The following is a 19,437-nucleotide window of genomic DNA, read 5'->3' as shown; positions in this document are numbered from 1 at the left end:
TGTTTGTGTGAATACTTACAGTTTACCCCAATGAAACGCTATGAGTTTTTTTGTTGCACTATATTTTACAATTTATCGACTAAAAAATATAAGTCATTTTTTGAAAGTCATCTAGCTGTTTTATGTAAAACACTAGTTTATCTATATTCAAAAACCTCTATCATCGATAGAGGTTTTTTTAGTCGTTAAAAAAATTGGAGAGGTCCAATCCACCAAAAGGAGAGGTAGAAAAGGATTCTTGTTCGGTTAGGAGTTGCCGGGCCCGGTCTGATTCGAGAAAGGCTTCATAAACAAGAGCAGTCATCCGGGCATCTTCTAGACTATCATGCGATTTTCCAGCTACTCCTAAAAACTGAGCAACTGTATGGAGCTGCAAGTTTTTAATCCCATGGAGGTCAGAAGGGCGGCGTTTAGAAGCTTCTTCAAAGACATCAACAGCATATTGGTCTGTGAACTCTAGCCCATTTTCCGCTAGGATAGGGAGGTCACTCTTGATGGCATTGTATCCAATGAGGGGACTATCTGCAACAAAATCTCGGAACTCCGCTAGGACTTGCTCGAGTGGGGGAGCTTGGAGGATTTTATCAGATGTGATCCCGGTGAGGCCATTGATAAAGCTCTTTAGTGGTTTATCCGTATAGGCATAGGAATCATAGTGGGCAACTTCTTGGCCATCTGCAAAGCGGACAGCAGAAACTTGGATAATGTGGTACTTTCCTTCAAATTGATTAAATTCTAAATCAAAGGAGACATAGTGGCTTAATTCTTTCAAGGGAACTCCTTCATCTATTGGGTGTTTTTGGATTTTCTAATTATTGAGGGGAGGCAAAGGCATAGAAAAAACTGACCGAAGTCAGTTTTTAGCGACCAAAGACGCGTCTCCAGAAGCCTTTACTCTCTTGTTCTTGAACCTTTTCATTGGCTTGATCTAATTCTAATTTCAATGTTTCACGGTCATTCATAGCCTGAAGGGTTAGCTGTTGTTGTTGGTCGAGCTGTTTGTCTTTTTCAGCAATCTGAACATCTTTGACACGCAACTGCTCATCCTTTTTAGCTAATTGCTCATCTTTGGATTTTAGCTGGTCGTCTTTTGCTTTTAGTTGTTCGTAGAGACGGACGATTTCGGCATTTTTTTCATCTACCAAAATTTCCATCAATTCACGCTGTTTCACATCATCGCTGACGGGTTCGTCTTCAAAGATGGTTTTTTTGTAGATCTCTTCTAGCTTGATCAAGCCACTACGGGTTACGACGGTAACTCCCTTATCATTTTTTTCTGTATCTTCAGGATCTAGGGCCTTGACACGGTTGTTGACCGCTTGGCGACTAACTCCTAGAATTTCAGCAATTTCGCTGACTGTTTTTTCGATAGCCATAATATCCTCTAAACTCTTTTTCTATGAAATACTCTCTTAGATATTATCATAAGTAGGCAAGGCTGTCAAATCAAGCAAGGGAAGGGACGACAAGGAAAAAGCATGAAATTCCTTAATCCATCTTAGGAAGGGTTAATCTGGAGTTAGCCAGATCAATGGTGAGTTGGTAGTCCGTTTGGTCGCGGACAGTGATCTCGAAGTCGGTTGTATAAAGGACAAGACGAAGAGTAGTCCCTTTTTCCAGCTTGTAGATGGTTGGTTGGAGTTCAAAGTCGAATTCCATCCATTCCCCTGGGGTTACAGGTTCGACTTGTAAGAGATCATGACGGTTTTGAAGGTTGAGATAGCCCTTTGTAATCACCCGTTGACCGGCTTCCTTAAATGGCAACTCGGTCAAATTGTCTAGCATATGGTAGCGACCGTTATCAAGGGTGCGGACGGATAGGACAGCTGGATAGGGTTGGAGATATTTCTTGCTTCCTAGCTCCATGAGTTGGGCTGAGAGCAAGCCTTTGTTTGTGCTAGATTGGAGCCGCAGGTGAAGGCGAGCTTTTCCGTTGAGGTGTAAGTCTTCTGCGATCGGAAGATCGATGGTCACCTGTTGGGCCTTATCTTGGTAAAGATCAGTTAGGAAGGTTGGATAGGCTTTGCCATAGCGCTCATAATCTTCTGTCGCATAGCGGTTTTGGATGACTCTCTCACCATCTCCCAGTGGGAAGGTCCGCTGGGCTGTTTGATTGCCAAAGTCTTCCAAGGAAGTCCAACTTTGTTCCCCTGTATTGTCCTGCCAGATGACGGTTGGCAATTCATAGCTTGAATCATAGCCCAGTAATTTTTTAGAGAGGAGGGCATTCATACTCTCACGGAAGTCAATGGACTGCCAGTTGTTGAGATAGACATGGGCTCCATTGTGATAGAAGAGGTGTTTCTTGATGTTGGCTGGAAGGGCTTGGAACATTTGGTATACATGGAGGGGCTTGACATTCCAGTCTTGGGAACCATGGGTGAAGACGACCTCTGCCTTGACTTTGTCTGCCTGAAGGAGATAGTTGCGGTCATGCCAGAATTGGTTGTAGTCCCCTGTTTTGCGATCCAATTGCTTCTTAACCTCTTCCAAATCAGCGACATGGGCTGCATGGTGGCGGAGATAGTCTCCAGCCCGAAGGGCACGTGAATAAGTCAACTCAGCAAGCGAATCAAAATCCTCTCCAGGATAGCCGCCAGGACTCGTCACGAGTCCGTTTTCCCGATAGTAGTTGTACCAAGAAGAGATACCGGCTTCTGCGATGATAACTTCTAGGCCATCGACACCGGTGGTAGCCAGTCCATTGGACATGGTCCCTAGGTAGGACAAGCCCGTCGTAGCAACTTTGCCGTTAGACCAATCGGCCTTGACTTGGCGTTGGCGACTGTGGTCTGTAAAGGCCCGGCAACGGCCGTTGAGCCAGTCGATAACATTTTTATAGGCCTCGATTTGACGGTAATCTCCATTGGTCATCAAGCCTTGAGAGTCCTTGGTCCCTAAACCGGAGACGTAGAGATTGGCAAAACCACGAGCGAGAAGGTAGTCATTGAGGGTATAACTGGAGTTGATATGAGTGAGGGTTTCTTCAGCCTCAGAGACTAGTTGAGCTGAACCGACAGGATCCACCAATTCTAATTGAGGTTCTTCTACTTGGATGGTATGAGGTTCTTTGACCTCGAGGTCCACATTCATATTATAGAGAGCCTTGTCGCTAGCCTTGTCATTGGTTCCTTGGTGATAAGGGCTGGCAGTCATGACGGCTGGGATTTTTCCTTCATAGCGTGGGCGAATAATATTGACCTTGACCAAATCTGGAAGACCATCCTGGTCGCTATCAACTCGACTCTCCACATAGACCACTTCACGGATTACATCATGGCAGTTAAAGGTAGCTAGACTTTTTCCGTTGAAAAAGTGGTAGCGATTGTCCTCGGGGATCAAGCCATCGCTGACCAACTGCTCAATTAGTAAATTCCCTTTGACTGTTCGAGTATTGAGGAGGTGATAGAGGTTCTCAACCAAGTTTCCATACTCAATCGGAATTTGGACTTCTTTTAAGAAGCTGTCCGTATTTTCAAAGTCAATAAAATAGCGGAAACCGAGCAATTGGAGGGCCACTGTGTAGAAAATATTTGGAGACCATTCGCGGTCAGATTGGAAATAGCTCAGGAGATCTGTTTCAGCATCCGCCACTAGGTTAGAGAGAGGATAATCTGTATTTTTGTAGGTGAAATAAACCTTGCGAACAAACCATTCAAACAGTTCTTTCTCTGTAAGATGAAGGGGAAGGTCAAACCCGATTTCTTTCAGTTCCTTTAGAATGTCTGCTTGGTCGACTGGTAGATAGCTATATTGATTGAATTTCATAGGATGCTCCTTTTATCAGCTTCACTGTTTCTTTACTTCTTATATTATACTTGATAAAATAGTATTTGTCTAAAGACCTTTCATCTCTGAAGGAGGGTGTCATGGTGAGAACATTATCTGTTGAAGAAGTTGCAAGAAGACGGACTTTATTGTTTGGGGTTCTTGCCGTCATTTTTGGGATCCTCATTTTTCGAAACGGCGTTGGTTTCACCAAATTTTCCTTGGATCTATTAGCTGTTTACTTTTTAGTCGATGGACTAGGAAGCTTTCTTCTTCGCTTTATGTTGCGTCGCAAGTCTATTTCCTATAGCCACTCTATTTGGTTTATTTTTCTTTCACTTGCTTTGAGCTGGCTGAATCGATTGAGTAGTCTGCCCGTAAACTTAGTTGTGATTTGTTTAGGGGCATATCAGTTGGGGACTGCCATTGTCTATGGGATTACATTTTGGCTTTATAAGGCCAATCGGGTAAAAGGAGGCTGGCTCTATTTATGGGATGCGCTTTTAAACGGTGGGATTGGTCTAGCAAGTGTCTTGGGACCAGGTTCAGATGGACACTTCCAATTTATCCTCTTGGGGGCTTATCTGGTCTTGTTGGGGATTTCTAATATTCGAGATGGTATTTTATTTGACAAAGACCAACAAGGCCAAGAGTTAAAACGTCGCTTTCGTATTAGCCTACCGGTTATCTTTGCAGCCTTTATCCCAGCTGAGGAGTTAAAACGGTTTAACCAGTTTCTTCAAAAAGGGAGCTCGGCGGGACACACAGGCCCCTATCGGCTGGTGAAAAAAGAAGAAGAGGCAAGGGAATTAGAAATTTTGGTTCATACTTCTGACAGCAACTTATTTGGAGCGATTGGGCATGTAGATATTTTTTATCAGGGGAAGGTCATTTCTTACGGAAGTTACGATCCCTTTTCAGAGCGTCTGTTTGGGACGATTGGGGATGGCGTACTGTTTAAAGTGGATAAGGAACCATATATCGAACTATGTAAAAGAGAGAGTCACAAGACGCTGTTTGGCTACAGCCTATCCCTTACCGAAGAAGAGAGTCAGGCAGTGGAGAAGCGTCTAGCTGAAATTGATCAGTTGTTAGAACCTTGGGATCCACCTAGGAGGTTACAGGAAGATGGTCAGCCGACCTACGCTTACAAATTGAAATATGATTTAGGGGCTGAATTATATAAATTTACTTCTTCGCGTTTTAAATCTTATTTTATTCTATCTACGAATTGCTGCCTGTTAGCAGATTCCATTGTGGGACAGGCGGGAACGGCTGTATTAGATGTGCGTGGAGTGATTGCACCAGGGACCTATCAGGATTACTTAGAATACGAATTTGAAGCTCCAAACGGGCGGGTCCATACACGAACAGTATATTAAGTAAAGAAAGACAGATTCAAAATTTTGAGAAATCTGTCTTTTTTGCACAAGATTTCTTGTAAAAAAAAAGAAAATCTTTTAAAATATAAAAGACTTGGAGGAATTATGTGCATAAATAAGATTAGTAGTATTTCACCTGTATTAAAAACAAACAATCGAAATGTCAATCAAGAATTTTTTGAAAAGGTCTTAGGAATGAAAACCCTGTTGGAAGATGGGGCTTTATTATCCCTTGGAGATCAATCGAAGACAGATCGCCTCTATTTAGAGGAATCCCCTAGTATGAGAACCCGCAAGGTGGAGGGTCCAAAACGCCTGGCTTGCTTAAAGATTCGCGTGACCAACCCACAAGAAATTGAGTGGCTTCTGGCTCGGGGGCATCAAGTTGATCGCCTCTTCAAAGGAAAAAATGGCTATGCCTTTGAAGCCCTTTCGCCAGAAGGAGATCGTATCTTGCTCCATGCGGAAGAGCAAGTGGACAGTTTAACTGAAATTGAGGAAGCTCCAGATTTTCAAGCGAATGAAGAGTTTACAACCTTGACGGAGTTTTTCGTAGAAAAGATGGTGCTTCGTGTACCTAATGTAGAGACTTCTACAGCTTTCTATCAACAACTACCTGGCTTAGAAGAGTATTTAGACTTAGAAGCATCAGATGGTCCGGACCTCACACTAGCAAATGGACAGACTTGGGACCTTTGTCAGGTCAAGGTCATTCTAGAGCCATTTGTAGCAAGTGAAGTAGCCTCCTGCTTTGGAGATCAGGTAACTTTTGTACCAAAAAGGCAACAATTTGTCTTGGTTGAGGATCCAAGCAAGATTGAATGGTGGTTCGAAGCTTAAGCAAGTCTTTGGCTGATTGAAATGAGTGAAGAAAAATGGAAAAAATCATCCAAAAAATTCAAGAGCAAATAGGAGCAGGCATCTACCCAGGTGCCTCTCTTGCGCTCTATCAGAAGGGAAGCTGGCAGGAGTATTACTTGGGACTGGCTGATCCAGCCAAGCAAGAGCCAGTTGTAGCCGGCTTGACCTATGATTTGGCCAGTGTGAGTAAGGTCGTCGGAGTTGGTACGGTTCTTGCTTTTCTGGTCCAACAAGGGCAAATCGATATCGATCGCCCCTTAGCTTCCTACTATCCGGATATGGAGCAGGCAGAGGTGACCATCCGTCAGCTCTTGACCCATACTTCTGGGCTGGATCCTTTCATCCCCGGACGAGATGACTTGGATGCTAAAGGACTAAAAGAAGCCCTGCACCGTTTGAAGCTCAAGGACAATCGCCAGTTCCACTATACAGATGTCAATTTTCTTTTGTTGGGCTTTCTTCTGGAGAAGTGGTATGGTCAGGATTTGGCCCAGATTTTTCAGGAGCAAGTCTTTGCACCTTGGCAAATGAAGGAGACTACTTTTGGCCCGGTTTCTCAAGCGGTGCCAACCCTTCGTGGCGTTCCAGCTGGTGTCGTCCATGATCCGAAAGCGCGTGTACTGGGAGTCCATGCCGGAAGTGCTGGTCTGTTTTCAACTATTAAAGATATGGAAATATTCTTGGAGCACTACTTACAGGATCCTTTTTCAGAAATCCTCTCCCAGAACTATGCCTTAGAGGAAGGGAAGACGCGCTCTCTGGCCTGGAACCTGGAAGGAGACTGGCTGGACCATACAGGTTATACAGGAACCTTCCTTCTCTATAACCGCAAGCTCCAATTGGCAGCTATTTTCCTATCCAATCGGACCTATGAAAAAGATGAGCGGGCCCAATGGATTATAGATCGGAATCAACTCATGGAGCTCATCAAAACAGAAATGGAGGGGACCGGCAAAAATCCTTCCTAAGACGGAGAAAGAAGCGTGGTTTAGCCATCGCTTTTTTCCTTTTTTTATATTAAAATGGAAGGAGAGAAGATTGTATCTAGCAATCTATAGCAGAAAAGAATGAAGATAACTGAGAGACGTATGACGAAATCGATAGGTGTCGGCCAGGCACATAGCAAGATTATTTTAATAGGAGAGCATGCGGTTGTTTATGGCTATCCAGCCATTGCCCTGCCCCTCCTTCACATTCAGGTCACTTGTCAGATTGTACCTGCGGAGCGTCCGTGGGTCCTTTTTGAGAATGACAGCTTATCGATGGCAGTCTATGCTTCCTTAGAGTATTTGGGGATCGAGGATGCGGCCATCGCTTGCAGGATTGACTCCATGATTCCAGCTCAGCGGGGGATGGGATCCTCGGCTGCTGTCAGTATCGCGGCAATTCGGGCGGTCTTTGATTACTTCAAGCGAGATTTGAGTCAAGAAACCTTGGAAATCTTGGTTAATCGAGCAGAAATGATTGCCCATATGAATCCAAGTGGGCTGGATGCCAAGACTTGCCTAAGTGATCAGCCGATTAAATTCATTCGCAATGTCGGTTTTAGTGAGTTAGAAGTTGATTTGGGTGCCAAGCTGGTCATTGCAGATACAGGTATCCATGGACATACCAAAGAAGCCATTCAGAAAGTCAAGGACTTGGGAACAGCGGCACTTGCTAGTTTCCATGAAATCGGGCTTCTTACCGAGCAAGCAGAAAAAGCCCTTGCTCAAAAAGATGCTCCCACCTTGGGACGTATCTTAACAGACTGCCATCATCATTTGCAGGCAGTGGGAGTGAGTTGTCCAGAAGCCGATCAACTGGTGGAACTAGCCTTAGCTAGTGGAGCCTTGGGAGCCAAAATGAGCGGTGGTGGGCTCGGTGGCTGTATCATTGCCCTTGCTGCAGACCAGGAACAAGCAGAAATCATCGCAAAAGAACTAAGAAATAAAGGAGTGAAGGAGTTATGGATCGAAAGCCTGTAAGTGTAAAATCGTATGCCAATATCGCCATTATTAAGTATTGGGGCAAGGAAAACAGTGAAGCCATGGTGCCATCAACTAGTTCCATTTCCTTGACCTTGGAAAATATGTATACAGAGACGCGCCTCAGTCCTTTAGGTCCTGAGGCCAAGGCCCATGCCTTCTATATTGATGGGGTCTTCCAAAATGAAGCGGAGCAGGCCAAGATTGGAGCAGTCATCGACCGCTTTAAACCAGAAGGGGAAACAGGCTTTGTGCGGGTTGATACCAGCAACAACATGCCGACAGCTGCAGGACTTTCTTCTAGTTCCAGTGGTCTATCTGCCTTAGTAAAAGCCTGCAATCGCTATTACCAACTGGGGATGACGCAGGCAGAACAAGCTCAAGTGGCTAAGTTTGCCTCCGGTTCGTCTTCCCGTTCTTTCTTTGGCCCTTTAGCGGCTTGGGACAAGGATACCGGAGCGATCTACCAGGTGGAAACAGATCTCAAACTGGCTATGATTATGTTGGTGTTAAATGACCAGCAAAAGATTCTTTCTAGTCGGGAAGGGATGAAACGGTGCACGGAAACCTCTAGCAATTTCCAAGAATGGATTCGCCAGTCAGCTCAGGATTACCAAGATATGCTGGCATACCTGAAGGACAATGACTTTGAAAAAGTAGGGGAATTGACCGAACGGAATGCTCTTCTCATGCATTCTACAACCAAGACTGCTAGCCCAGCCTTCTCCTATTTGACGGAAAAAAGCTACGAGGCCATGGATTTCGTGCGCTCTCTTCGTAACGAAGGAAAACGGTGCTACTTCACCATGGATGCAGGACCGAATGTAAAAGTCCTCTGTCTAGAAGAGGATCTGGAAGAGTTGGTTCCACTTTTTGAACAAGACTATCGTATCATTGTTTCCAAGACCAAGGATCTAACCCATGAAGAATAAGAAAGCAGTTCAAGCAGGTGGGAAGCTGTATATCGCTGGGGAATATTCTATCCTAACCCCGGGACAAACAGCCATTATTCAGTTTATTCCCATTTACATGCAGGCAGAAATCCAACCAGCATCTACTTATCGGGTTCAGTCGGACATGTTTTCCTTTGCGGTTGATTTGACTCCGCAGGCAGACTATGCCCTGATCCAAGAAACCGTGCATCTGATGAATGCCTACCTCCAGTCACAAGGAGTGGCACTTGCTCCCTTTGATTTATGTATTGGGGGGAAATTTGAGCGAGAGGGTAAGAAATTCGGAATTGGCTCTAGTGGCAGTGTGGTCTTGTTGACCCTCAAAGCCATGGCAGCTCTTTACGATTTTCCCCTGTCAGCAGATTTGCTCTTTCGTTTGGCCTGTTTGGTCTTGATTCAGCGTGGAGACAATGGCTCTATGGGAGACCTAGCTTGTATTGCCTATGAAGACTTGGTTAGCTACCGCTCTTTTGACCGACGGGCACTGGCTCAGCAATTACAAGATCAGGATTTAAACCAAATCTTAGCCCTGGATTGGGGATATGAAATCCACCCTCTTGCTCCTCAGTTGTCCTATACTTTCTTGGTGGGCTGGACCCAGGAACCTGCTATTTCAAGAGACTTGATTAACCAGGTTCGTTCAGCTATTGATTCTGTCTTCTTAGAGGGGACGGAGCAGGCTGTACAAGACCTTTTAGTGGCCTTTCAAGATGCAGACCGAGACTTGGCCTGGTCTTCTATCAGTCGGGCTAGTGATTTACTTCGATCTCTCAATGAGGTGATTTATACCAAAAAATTGGCCCAATTAAAGAGGGCAGAAGAGGGACTAGAGGCCATTGCAAAATCCAGTGGCGCTGGAGGAGGAGATTGTGGGATCGCCCTCGCATTTGATGAGGCTGCTGCCCAAGAAATCGTCAGACGCTGGCAAAAAGCAGGGATTGATTTATTATATGCAGAAAGGATGGGAGAGTATGACGACCAACCGAAAGGATGAACATATTCGCTTGGCCTTGGAGCAAACTCCGGGTTACAATAGCTTTGATGAGGTTGAGTTGATTCATTCCTCTTTACCAACTATCGATTTAGATCAGGTGGATGTGACGACCCATTTTGCAGGCCGTGACTGGGACTACCCTTTTTATATCAATGCCATGACAGGTGGTAGTGCCAAGGGAGGAGAAATCAATCGAAAATTGGCTCAGGTGGCAGAAGCCTGTGGCATTCTCTTTGTGACGGGTTCCTATAGTGCAGCTTTAAAGGATCCCCAGGACAGCTCCTATCGAGTCAAGGACCTTTATCCGGACCTTCTCTTTGCGACCAATATCGGGATTGACAAAACGCTTGAACTGGGCTTACAGACCATTGAGGAGACCCAGCCTCTCTTTCTCCAACTGCATGTCAACCTCATGCAGGAGCTTCTCATGCCCGAAGGGGAACGAAGCTTTAGAAACTGGCAAGACCATTTAGCAGACTATGCAAAGCAACTACCAGTGCCGTTGGTGCTAAAAGAGGTCGGTTTTGGTATGGACGCCAGAACTATCCAAAGAGCCATCGAACTAGGTGTCAGGACCGTTGATATTTCTGGTAGAGGCGGGACCAGTTTTGCCTATATCGAAAACCGTCGAGGAGGCAATCGTTCCTATCTCAATGACTGGGGACAAACAACGGTTCAAGCCTTGCTTGGAGCTCAACCATTGATGGATCAGGTCGAGGTTCTCGCCTCTGGTGGCGTTCGTCATCCTTTGGATATGATCAAGGCACTGGTTCTAGGAGCCAAGGGGGTCGGTCTTTCTCGGACCATTTTAGAATTGGTAGAGACACAGCCGATTGAAAAGGTCATCGCCCAAGTCAATGCTTGGAAAGAGGATTTACGCCTGATCATGTGTGCTCTTTCTTGTCAGACACTTGCCGATTTGAGAAAGGTTCCCTACCTTCTTTATGGCCGCGTAAAAGAAGGATACGAACAAATCTCCTCTATTCATGATTAACTTTAGGAAACTAGCAAAAATCCCTCCGTGTAAACGGAAGGATTTCAGATTGAAGATAAAGTAATTTTAGAAACTTTCCTTAGGTGAGTACGGACGTTAGGTGAAATTATCCAGTGGATGATTTCAGCAATCCAGGAAGTTCCATGACTAATTAAGATACGAAGGGCGTTTGCGGATAAAGTCAAAATAGGAAGTTTGACGCAGAATCTTTAGATTCTAGGAGAACTTATCTTTTTGACACAATCCGCAGCCCGTGTTCAATTAGTTTTGAACCCCCCTCGCTCTTTAATTTCCGGGCTCAGGCTAAAACAGTTTCCCAAACTGTTTTACTCTCAAAACTCCCGAGTGCCTGAAACACAGTTGTTTCAGGCACTTTTCTCACGGCGTAAAGTTTTTCATCTTCTTAAATGACTAAAAAATGAAAGTTATTTTTTGAAAATCATCCAGCTGTTTTATAAAAAAATAATAGTTTGTCTGCATTAAAAAATCCCTCCGTGTGAACGGAGGGATTTTTTAATTGCTTTGACGAATGTTCTCTAATATAGCTTGGGCTTTTTCCAGGTTAAAGGGTTTGTCTTCTAGCAGGGCTTGGACCACCGGAGCTACCTCTGACGGACTAGCGCCAGCAAGTAGGGCAAGTGACTTAGCTTGGAGTTTCATATGCCCATGCTGAATACCGGTGCTGACCAAGGCCTTAAGCGCTGCAAAGTTTTGAGCCAGGCCAACGGAAACAATGATCCGCGCAAGAGTTTGGGCGTCGGGATTTCCAAGTAGGTCATGAGCCACTTGGACACTTGGATTGAGTCCGATGGAGCCTCCCTTGGTAGCGATAGGCATGGGAAGGGTCAGCTGGCCTTTTAGGACTTGCTGATCTGGATGAGCTATCCAATTAGATAGTCCTTGAGCTTGTCCAGATCGACTAGCATAGGTATGGCCACCCGCTTCAATCGCCCGCCAATCATTCCCAGTTGCCAAGACGACAGCATCGATGCCATTGAAAATTCCCTTGTTGTGAGTCGCTGCTCGATAAGGATCAACAGCCGCTAATTGACTGGCCAGAGCTATTTTCTGAGCGATTTCGGCAGCTTCTTTGGGATCGCGACTGAGGAAGCGGTAGTCTATGTGACAGCTTGCCGTGACCAGGGCATCTGTAGCTAAGTTAGATAGAATAGCCATTAATCCTTGCCCCTCGGATAAATCTTCTAAAGGGTCGACCAGGGCTTCCAACATAGTGTTGAGCATATTAGCCCCCATGGCCTCTTTTGGATCAACGGATAGGTAGCAAATGAGAAAGTCACCTTTCACCTCTGTCCAGAGATCTCGTGCCCCACCTCCCCGTTTAACGATGGAAGGATAGGCTTGATTGGCCAGTTGGAGCAGTTCTTCTTTAGCTTCTGCAATCGCCTGACTGGCCTTTTCTTTATGGCTAACGTCATAAAGAGCTACTTGACCGATCATTTGACGCTTGTGAACCTGGGTCTGAAACCCACCTGAGCGCTTGATTAGTCCAGCAGCGTAAGAAGCAGCAGCGATGACAGAGGGTTCTTCCGTCACCATTGGGACTTGGATTTCCTGACCATCTACCTGGAAGCCAGGAGCCAGACCAAAGGGTAAAGCCAAGGTGCCGAGGACGTTTTCGACCATTTCATTGGCAAGAGAAAGGGGCAATGTGTCATTGTCCCTTACTGTTTGTAGACCTTCTTCTGAGAGGAGTCCGGCCTGAACCAGTTTCTCGATGCGCTCTGCTGGACTTGCTTTTGAAAAACCAGTTAATTTAACCATGGTGTTCTACCTTTACATAGGTTCGTTGGTGTTCGTTGATTTCTGATAAGGCATAAGTTTGATCTTGGTAACCTTGGAAGGTTTGATTGCCTTCAGCATCTAATTGTGCCTCTTCGAAGAAGATCTTCTCATATTCGGCAATCGTAAGAGCTTTTCGCTGATCCAATTCTGCCATACGATTTGGATGGAGCATTCGCTCATATCCTTCGACCAAGTGAGCACTAAAAATCTCAGCGACTGCACCACTTCCATATCCATAGAGGGCGATGCGATCGCCAGCCACTAGTTGAGGCTGATTCTCTAAGAGAGAAAGCAAACCTAGGAAGAGGGAACCCGTATAGATATTCCCAACCTTTTGGCTGTAGAGAATGGATTGTTCAAAATTGTATTGCAATTGGGCTTGTTTCTCAGGAGAAAGACTCTTGTCAAGAATCTTTTTTAAGCCCTTTAGAGCGAGCTTGGGATAAGGCAAGTGGAAGCAGACCGCCGCAAAATCATCCAAGGTTAAGCCAGTTCGTTTTTGATACTCTGTCCAAGTTGTTTTCAAGCAATCCAAGTACTGTTGGGTCGAATAAATCCCATTGACAAAGGGTGTGCTTGAATAGTTGGGACGCCAGAAATCCATCACATCACGGGTCTGAGCTACATTATCATCATTAAATGCTAGGATACGTGGGTTCTGCGTCACCAGCATAGCGACAGATCCAGCTCCTTGAGTCGGTTCTCCAGGGGTGTCGATCCCATATTTTGCAATATCGCTGGCAATGACCAAGACCTTGCTCTGTGGGAACTTTTCAACATGAAGTTTAGCATAGTCCAAAGCGGCCGTTGCAGCATAGCAGGCTTCCTTCATTTCAAAGCTCCGAGCAAAGGGTTGGATTCTTAGGAGACCGTGAACGAAAACAGCAGCAGCCTTACTCTGATCAATTCCTGACTCGGTCGCTAAGATGACCATATCGATTTCTTCTTTTTCTTCTTCGGTTAAAATACTATGGCTGGCACTTGCTCCAAGTGTGACGATATCCTCTGTAATAGGGGCAATACTCAGTTCTTTCAATAAGAGCCCTTTACTGAGTTTTTCTGGATCAGTTTTTCGAGCAGCCGCTAGCTCACTTAAGCGCAAGACATACTGGCTGGTCGCAAATCCAATCTTATCAATACCGATTGTCATAAATAACCTCTTTTAATTTGATATCTACTAGTATATTTCGTTACTATTTTACCATATTTGAGAGCAAAACTCCCTTGAAAAAGCCAGAACAGAATGGAAATCATTCTTAGGACCGAGTTTTGCAAGAGGATTTTTTGAAAAAAAGAGGGCGAAAAACAAAAAAGCCATCCTTAGATGGCTTTTCAACTCTTATGCTTGCTTATCTTTTTTAGGATTGCTCATGATTCGTATGAAGAGTTCTTTGCATTTGTCTCTTAGAACTTTTTCGTAGAAGACGAGTATAGCGATGTCCGCAATCAGAAAGATCAAGGTCAGATAGAACAAGTCAAATGAATTGCGGGCATAGTAAGTCGCTGATAGATAGGAGGAGAAGGCTCCTAGAATCACCCAAGGAAGATACTTGATATACTTGTTTACCATCGTACAGTACCTCACATACTTTAAAGGATTTGTTTTTTTCACTATCATTGTACTCCTTTTAATCAAAAATGCAAGCGATTACATAGATAAGTTTTGAAAAACCAATGCTAGTTGGCATTGGTCATTTTTCTTTTTTGATGGCGTTGGTAAGAATGGTAGAGTTTCAAGACGACAGAGCCGCTAGCCATCCCGATAGAGATGACCAAGGCTAGAATAACAACCAAGGTTACACTGGTCATGGCTTGCCGATATTGGCCACTAACAAAGAAGGAGGTAGTCCGATAGGAAATATATCCAGGAACCAGGGGAGCGAGAATAGCCAGCATAAAGACAACGACAGGCGTCTTGTAGATGATACTTAAAATTTGACTGATACAAGAACCGACAATGGCGGCGATAAAAGTCGCGATAATAACATTGGTAGGTCCTTTCAAGATATAGTAGAGCAACCAAATAGCCATCCCTAAAATTCCTCCAGGGATTAACATGGAACGTTGCACGTTGAGGACGATTAAAAAGGTAATGATGGCAATCAAACTCGCCACGGCTTGGATTAAAAATTCGATTAGATTCATGATTCTATTTCATAAGGACAAGAGCGACGGTCGTTCCGGCACCAAGGGCAAGGGTAATGAGCAGGGTTTCAAAGAGTTTACTCATCCCAGAGTTGAGGTGGTTGTTCATCAGATCCCTGACGGCATTGGTCATGGCAATCCCAGGAACGAAAGGCATGACACAACCCGCAATAATGAGATCGGTATTGGAAGGAAAACCACTATAGCGGGCCCAAATATGGGCCAAAAAGCCAAAGACAAAGGCTGCCGCAAAAGCAGTGGCAAAAGGGATGCGCACGTATTTCTCAACTACTAGAGAGAAAGCATAGGCAAAGACAGTCGCAATACCTGCTCCTATCGCATCATAAAAATTCCCGCCAAACATAATGGAGAAAAAAGGAGCACTTAGAGTAGCCGCAATGGTTAACTGTAGATTGGTATAAGGCACTGCCTTCTGCTTCAATTGGATCAAGGCTTGGTAGGCTTCTTCGAGATTGATGTGCCCAGAGACTAATTGGCGAGAAATCTGATTGACATCACAGACCTTCTCGATATTGTAATTGGTCCGCAGGATCCGCTTCATCCGCGTGATATTGGCATTTTCGATTGAAAAGAAAATAGCGACTGGCATCGCTAAGGCATTGCAATCATCGATTCCTTGAGAATGAGCAATCCGGATCATGGTATCCTCCACCCGATGGATTTCAGAACCACTCTCTAAAAGGAGGGTTCCTGCCAACATGAGGACGTCAATCACGCGGTCCATATCTTTAGACGCTTCCATTGTTCTTCCTGTTCTGTTAATAGATTGTCTCCATTATATCAAAATTTCACTGATTTGTACTAGTGTTACCACGGATTTAGTCAAGACAGGACAAGAAAAAACCAGCCGTTTCCGACTGGTTTGAAAAATCTATTTGAATCTTAGCTCAAGGCATCATCCATAGAAAGAACTTCGTGGAAGACACGTTGTGTCAATTCAGTTTTTTGTTCTGGAGTGAGGTATTTAGTGTTTACACAGTATCCAGAGATACGTACGATAACATCTTCACCGCTCATGATCTTTTCGTAAACGTCTGACAAGTCCATAACGTTCAAGTTAACGTGTTGTCCACCGTTTTCGAAGTATCCATCAAGGATAGTTACCAAGTTGTCTACTTGTTCGTCACGAGTTTTACCAAGAGCACGAGGTGACACTTGAGTAGTGAGTGAGATACCGTCAGCTGCGTAACCAAAGTCAAGGCTAGCAAGTGAGTTCAAGTTTTGCAACCATCCACCTTTAGCTTTGTTAGATGGGTTAGCACCTGGTGAGAAGAATTCCAATTTGCTTGTGTTCACAGAACCATCTTCGTTGAGGAATACCCCTTTGTGGACTGGTGAGTTACCAGTTTGTTTAGAGTAAGCAACGTTAGAAGTGATGGTAAGAAGTGACACAGTTGCTTCAGCGTTCTTGTAAAGTTTGTGGCTGCGAAGACGAGTAGTGTAAGCTTCGATCAACCATTCTGCCAATTCGTTAGAACGTGGGTCATCTTCACCCCAACGTGGGTATTCACCGATTGTTTCGTAATCGTAGATGTAGCCATCTTCGTCACGGATTGGTTTAACAGTAGCGTATTTGATTGCTGACAAGGTATCAACAGTGTTAGCGAAACCACAGATACCGAATCCCATGTTTGCGCGTTGGTGAGTTGGCAAGAAGGCCATTTGAACTGCTTCGTAGTTGTACTTATCAGTCATGTAGTGGATGATGTTCAAAGCATCTACGTAAGTGTCAGTCAACCAGTCAAGTGATTTTTCGAAGTTTGCTTTAACTGATTCGAATTCAAGAACTTCGTCACGGATAGGATCGATGTCAAATACTTTGTAGTCTTTATGAACGTCGTCGTAACCACCGTTCAAACCAGTAAGAAGAGCTTTAAGAACGTTTACACGAGCACCGAAGTACTGGATGTTGTGGCGTTGTTCTTCGTTTTCTGGGTCAAGTGGAGATACACAACATGAAATACAGCTCATTTCACCGTATCCGTCTTTAGCCATTGTTGTAACACCTTCGTATTGGATAGAAGAGTGTTTGTGGCTCATGTGCATACAGTAGCGACGGAAGCTGTATGGCAATTTGTCAGTCCAAAGAACTGTCAAGTTTGGTTCTGGAGAGTTACCGATGTTGTCCAAAGTGTTCAAGAAACGGTAGTCCATCTTAGTAACACGGTGACGTCCGTCGTTACCCATACCAGCCATAGAAGTTGTGATGAAGGTTGGGTCACCTGAATACAATTGGTCGTAAGCTTTTGTACGAGCAAATTTAACTGTACGAAGTTTCATAACGAAATCGTCAACGAATTCTTGGATTTCAGACTCAGTGTAAGTACCACGAGCCAAGTCACGTTCAGCGTAGATATCCAAAACGATTGGCACACGTCCAAGAGAAGTAGCAGCACCGTTGATCACACGGCAGACAGCCATGAAGGCGATGTTTGTCCATTGGATTGCTTCTTTTGTATCGAAGGCAGGACGACGTACGTCTACACCATAAAGGTCACCCAATTTAACAACTTCTTGAAGTGCTTGGTATTGAAGGTTTACTTCTTCACGAAGACGGATTGATTCTTCATCGATTTCAGTAATCGCGTTCCAGTCGTTTGCTTTTTCAGCCATCAAGTAGTCAGCTCCGTAAAGGGCCAAACGAGCATAAACCCCGATGATACGTCCACGTGAGTAAGCATCTGGAAGACCAGTTACAGTGTGAGCGTGACGTGCACGACGGATGTTTGTAGTATAAGCACGGAAGATACCGTCGTTAACTGTTGTTACATATTTAGTGAAGATTTCATGCACAGCTGGATCTGGCTCATATCCATTTTCTTTCAAAGTAGTTTCCGCCATACGGATACCACCACGAGGCATGAAGTTCAATTTGAACAACTCATCGTTTTGGATACCGAAGATGAGTTCGTTTTCTTTGTCGATGTATCCAGCTGCAATATCAGCGATAGATGTTGGACGAGTATCGTATGGGAAACGAGTTTCTTCGTAGTGCGCTTTTGTTTCTTCAACAATCTTTTTGATGTGAAGAGAACGTTCAGTTGGTCCAGCTAGGAAGCTTTCATCTCCATCATAAGGAGTGTAGTTAGCTTGTACAAAGCGTGAGACGCTGGCTCTTTCTTTCCAGTCTTCCCCTTGGAAGCCTTCCCAGGCTTTGTCAAAAATGTCTTGTGCTTCAACAACTGTTTTAACAACCATGTTTAAATCCTCTTATATCTTTCTAGCAACAAATCTGTTGCACTTACAATAGTAGTATACCACATAGAAATCGGTTTCACAAAGGGAATGGCAAAAAGATTTTGGATTCTTTTATAATACAGAAGGGAATATATGGATAAACTGTATTATATTTTTGCCTTGGGAGAAGTAAAAATTAGTAGGAAAAAATCGGTGATAGGGATATAATGAAAGAGGAGGTTGCCCATGCTCATATTTCCTTTAGTAAATGATACGAGCCGTAAAATCATTCATATCGATATGGATGCCTTTTTTGCGTCCGTTGAAGAGCGCGACCATCCTGAATTGAAGGGAAAGCCTGTCATTATTGGCCATGATCCCCGTTTGTCTGGCGGAAGAGGAGTGGTGTCGACTTGCAATTACGAAGCCAGAAAATATGGTGTCCATTCGGCTATGAGTTCCAAAGAGGCCTATGAACGGTGTCCTCAGGCAGTTTTCATCTCTGGCAACTACGAGAAGTACCAGGCTGTCGGTCTCCAAGTCAGAGAAATATTTAAACGTTATACCGATCTGATTGAGCCCATGAGCATTGATGAAGCCTATCTGGATGTGACCAACAATAAGCTTGGTCTTCAATCTGCTGTCAAGGTAGCTCGCTTGATTCAGCATGATATTTGGAATGAGTTGCATTTGACTGCTTCTGCCGGAGTTTCCTACAATAAGTTTCTAGCAAAAATTGCCAGTGATTACCAGAAGCCTCGGGGACTGACCGTCATTTTACCCGAGCAAGCTCAAGGCTTTTTAAGTCAGCTGGATGTAGCTAAGTTTCATGGTGTGGGGAAACGGACAGTGGAGCGACTTCATGATTTGGGAATTTATACAGGTGCAGATCTCTTAGAAGTGCCGGAAATGACTCTCATCGATCACTTTGGTCGCTTTGGTTTTGATCTCTATCGAAAGGCTCGGGGGATCCATAACAGTCCAGTCAAGAGCAATCGCATTCGCAAGTCCATTGGGAAGGAACGCACCTATCGAAAATTGCTGGTGGCCGAGGATGATGTGCTAAAAGAACTAGCCAACCTATCTGAAAAGGTAGCGAACAGTTTGGCCAAGCATCAGAAAATTGGTAAGACCTTGGTGCTCAAGATTCGTTATGCCGATTTTACGACCTTGACCAAGAGACGAAGTTTAGAGGAAGCAACCAGAGACCCAGAAGTCATTCAGAGACTGGCCCAGGAGCTCTATCAGAGCCTAGAGAGTAATCCCTCAGGTATTCGCCTTTTAGGGGTGACCCTCACTAATTTTTCTTCCGAGTCTCAGGAATCTCATGAAGGATCTCTAATAGAAGAAACCCCGTAGGTATACTTGACCT

General features: G+C 44.5%; 17 protein-coding genes. 8 read left to right on the top strand and 9 right to left on the bottom strand.

The features are described 5' to 3' along the window. Nucleotides 1–178: 178 nt before the first annotated feature. The 3 genes from K1J10_RS02445 to K1J10_RS02435 all read right to left on the bottom strand — a co-directional run bounded on the left by K1J10_RS02445 (nt 179) and on the right by K1J10_RS02435 (nt 3,768). A complete protein-coding gene (locus K1J10_RS02445) occupies nt 179–772 on the bottom strand; it encodes a 3'-5' exonuclease (protein WP_061564416.1) in 594 nt (197 codons plus the stop codon). A gap of 88 nt (nt 773–860) precedes the next feature. Next, nucleotides 861–1,376: a DUF536 domain-containing protein gene (locus tag K1J10_RS02440; RefSeq protein WP_048690819.1), complete on the bottom strand. Its 516-nt coding sequence runs from the start codon at nt 1,374–1,376 to the stop codon at nt 861–863. 112 nt (nt 1,377–1,488) lie between these two features. Continuing rightward, nucleotides 1,489–3,768, bottom strand: a complete 2,280-nt coding sequence (locus tag K1J10_RS02435; RefSeq protein WP_156676978.1) for a Xaa-Pro dipeptidyl-peptidase — start codon at nt 3,766–3,768, stop codon at nt 1,489–1,491. A gap of 101 nt (nt 3,769–3,869) precedes the next feature. Here K1J10_RS02435 and K1J10_RS02430 point away from each other — a divergent pair, with 101 nt between their 5' ends. From K1J10_RS02430 to fni, 7 genes are all read left to right on the top strand, one after another. Then, the gene (locus tag K1J10_RS02430; RefSeq protein WP_223355759.1) at nt 3,870–5,150 is read left to right on the top strand and encodes a DUF308 domain-containing protein; all 1,281 of its coding nucleotides are present in this window, start codon (nt 3,870–3,872) and stop codon (nt 5,148–5,150) included. A gap of 105 nt (nt 5,151–5,255) precedes the next feature. Continuing rightward, on the top strand, nt 5,256–5,990 hold the full coding sequence (locus K1J10_RS02425) for a CppA family protein (protein ID WP_223355758.1): 735 nt from the start codon (nt 5,256–5,258) through the stop codon (nt 5,988–5,990). A 35-nt stretch (nt 5,991–6,025) separates the two neighbouring features. Continuing rightward, a complete protein-coding gene (locus tag K1J10_RS02420) occupies nt 6,026–6,979 on the top strand; it encodes a serine hydrolase domain-containing protein (protein WP_223355757.1) in 954 nt (317 codons plus the stop codon). 120 nt (nt 6,980–7,099) lie between these two features. Further along, nucleotides 7,100–7,978 (top strand): mevalonate kinase, encoded by an 879-nt coding sequence (gene mvk, locus K1J10_RS02415; RefSeq protein WP_223355756.1) that lies wholly within the window; start codon nt 7,100–7,102, stop codon nt 7,976–7,978. Then, on the top strand, nt 7,960–8,910 hold the full coding sequence (gene mvaD, locus K1J10_RS02410; RefSeq protein ID WP_223355755.1) for a diphosphomevalonate decarboxylase: 951 nt from the start codon (nt 7,960–7,962) through the stop codon (nt 8,908–8,910). Before mvk ends, mvaD begins: the two co-directional genes overlap by 19 nt. Continuing rightward, nucleotides 8,900–9,925 (top strand): phosphomevalonate kinase, encoded by a 1,026-nt coding sequence (locus tag K1J10_RS02405; protein ID WP_223355754.1) that lies wholly within the window; start codon nt 8,900–8,902, stop codon nt 9,923–9,925. Before mvaD ends, K1J10_RS02405 begins: the two co-directional genes overlap by 11 nt. Continuing rightward, nucleotides 9,903–10,919, top strand: coding sequence for a type 2 isopentenyl-diphosphate Delta-isomerase (gene fni / locus K1J10_RS02400; RefSeq protein WP_223355753.1), 1,017 nt, complete (start codon nt 9,903–9,905; stop codon nt 10,917–10,919). Before K1J10_RS02405 ends, fni begins: the two co-directional genes overlap by 23 nt. Nucleotides 10,920–11,432: 513 nt before the next feature. On the opposite strand, the gene K1J10_RS02395 is transcribed toward fni, so the two are convergent. The 6 genes from K1J10_RS02395 to pflB all read right to left on the bottom strand — a co-directional run bounded on the left by K1J10_RS02395 (nt 11,433) and on the right by pflB (nt 18,086). After that, nucleotides 11,433–12,701: a hydroxymethylglutaryl-CoA reductase, degradative gene (locus K1J10_RS02395; RefSeq protein ID WP_223355752.1), complete on the bottom strand. Its 1,269-nt coding sequence runs from the start codon at nt 12,699–12,701 to the stop codon at nt 11,433–11,435. After that, nucleotides 12,694–13,872, bottom strand: a complete 1,179-nt coding sequence (locus K1J10_RS02390; RefSeq protein WP_223355751.1) for a hydroxymethylglutaryl-CoA synthase — start codon at nt 13,870–13,872, stop codon at nt 12,694–12,696. The genes K1J10_RS02395 and K1J10_RS02390 overlap by 8 nt, the downstream gene beginning before the upstream one ends. Before the next feature lie 189 nt (nt 13,873–14,061). After that, nucleotides 14,062–14,292, bottom strand: a complete 231-nt coding sequence (locus K1J10_RS02385; RefSeq protein ID WP_156676983.1) for a hypothetical protein — start codon at nt 14,290–14,292, stop codon at nt 14,062–14,064. Nucleotides 14,293–14,399: 107 nt separating this feature from the next. After that, nucleotides 14,400–14,867 (bottom strand): threonine/serine exporter family protein, encoded by a 468-nt coding sequence (locus tag K1J10_RS02380; RefSeq protein ID WP_006595564.1) that lies wholly within the window; start codon nt 14,865–14,867, stop codon nt 14,400–14,402. A 4-nt stretch (nt 14,868–14,871) separates the two neighbouring features. Beyond that, complete coding sequence (locus tag K1J10_RS02375; RefSeq protein ID WP_048688400.1) at nt 14,872–15,630, bottom strand: threonine/serine exporter family protein; 759 nt, start codon at nt 15,628–15,630, stop codon at nt 14,872–14,874. A 140-nt stretch (nt 15,631–15,770) separates the two neighbouring features. Then, complete coding sequence (gene pflB / locus K1J10_RS02370) at nt 15,771–18,086, bottom strand: formate C-acetyltransferase (protein WP_223355750.1); 2,316 nt, start codon at nt 18,084–18,086, stop codon at nt 15,771–15,773. Between the two features lie 225 nt (nt 18,087–18,311). Between pflB and dinB the strand changes: the two genes are divergently transcribed. Beyond that, the gene (gene dinB, locus K1J10_RS02365; protein ID WP_223355749.1) at nt 18,312–19,424 is read left to right on the top strand and encodes a DNA polymerase IV; all 1,113 of its coding nucleotides are present in this window, start codon (nt 18,312–18,314) and stop codon (nt 19,422–19,424) included. The last annotated feature ends 13 nt before the right edge of the window (nt 19,425–19,437 follow it).

The organism is Streptococcus australis, from assembly GCF_019930045.1.
GTDB classification, from domain to species: Bacteria; Bacillota; Bacilli; order Lactobacillales; family Streptococcaceae; genus Streptococcus; species Streptococcus australis_D.
The sequence above is the reverse complement of the archived record's forward strand: the minus strand, read 5'-3'. Positions and strand labels throughout refer to the sequence as shown.

Bases quoted from the DNA above. Each gene is read 5' to 3' on its own strand.
- K1J10_RS02405 (WP_223355754.1), top strand. From the start codon at position 8,900: ATGAAGAATAAGAAAGCAGTTCAAGCAGGTGGGAAGCTGTATATCGCT.
- K1J10_RS02385 (WP_156676983.1), bottom strand. From the start codon at position 14,292: ATGGTAAACAAGTATATCAAGTATCTTCCTTGGGTGATTCTAGGAGCC.
- mvk (WP_223355756.1), top strand. From the start codon at position 7,100: ATGACGAAATCGATAGGTGTCGGCCAGGCACATAGCAAGATTATTTTA.
- K1J10_RS02435 (WP_156676978.1), bottom strand. From the start codon at position 3,768: ATGAAATTCAATCAATATAGCTATCTACCAGTCGACCAAGCAGACATT.
- dinB (WP_223355749.1), top strand. From the start codon at position 18,312: ATGCTCATATTTCCTTTAGTAAATGATACGAGCCGTAAAATCATTCAT.
- mvaD (WP_223355755.1), top strand. From the start codon at position 7,960: ATGGATCGAAAGCCTGTAAGTGTAAAATCGTATGCCAATATCGCCATT.
- K1J10_RS02430 (WP_223355759.1), top strand. From the start codon at position 3,870: ATGGTGAGAACATTATCTGTTGAAGAAGTTGCAAGAAGACGGACTTTA.
- K1J10_RS02395 (WP_223355752.1), bottom strand. From the start codon at position 12,701: ATGGTTAAATTAACTGGTTTTTCAAAAGCAAGTCCAGCAGAGCGCATC.
- K1J10_RS02390 (WP_223355751.1), bottom strand. From the start codon at position 13,872: ATGACAATCGGTATTGATAAGATTGGATTTGCGACCAGCCAGTATGTC.
- K1J10_RS02440 (WP_048690819.1), bottom strand. From the start codon at position 1,376: ATGGCTATCGAAAAAACAGTCAGCGAAATTGCTGAAATTCTAGGAGTT.
- K1J10_RS02380 (WP_006595564.1), bottom strand. From the start codon at position 14,867: ATGAATCTAATCGAATTTTTAATCCAAGCCGTGGCGAGTTTGATTGCC.
- K1J10_RS02420 (WP_223355757.1), top strand. From the start codon at position 6,026: ATGGAAAAAATCATCCAAAAAATTCAAGAGCAAATAGGAGCAGGCATC.
- pflB (WP_223355750.1), bottom strand. From the start codon at position 18,086: ATGGTTGTTAAAACAGTTGTTGAAGCACAAGACATTTTTGACAAAGCC.
- fni (WP_223355753.1), top strand. From the start codon at position 9,903: ATGACGACCAACCGAAAGGATGAACATATTCGCTTGGCCTTGGAGCAA.
- K1J10_RS02425 (WP_223355758.1), top strand. From the start codon at position 5,256: ATGTGCATAAATAAGATTAGTAGTATTTCACCTGTATTAAAAACAAAC.
- K1J10_RS02375 (WP_048688400.1), bottom strand. From the start codon at position 15,630: ATGGAAGCGTCTAAAGATATGGACCGCGTGATTGACGTCCTCATGTTG.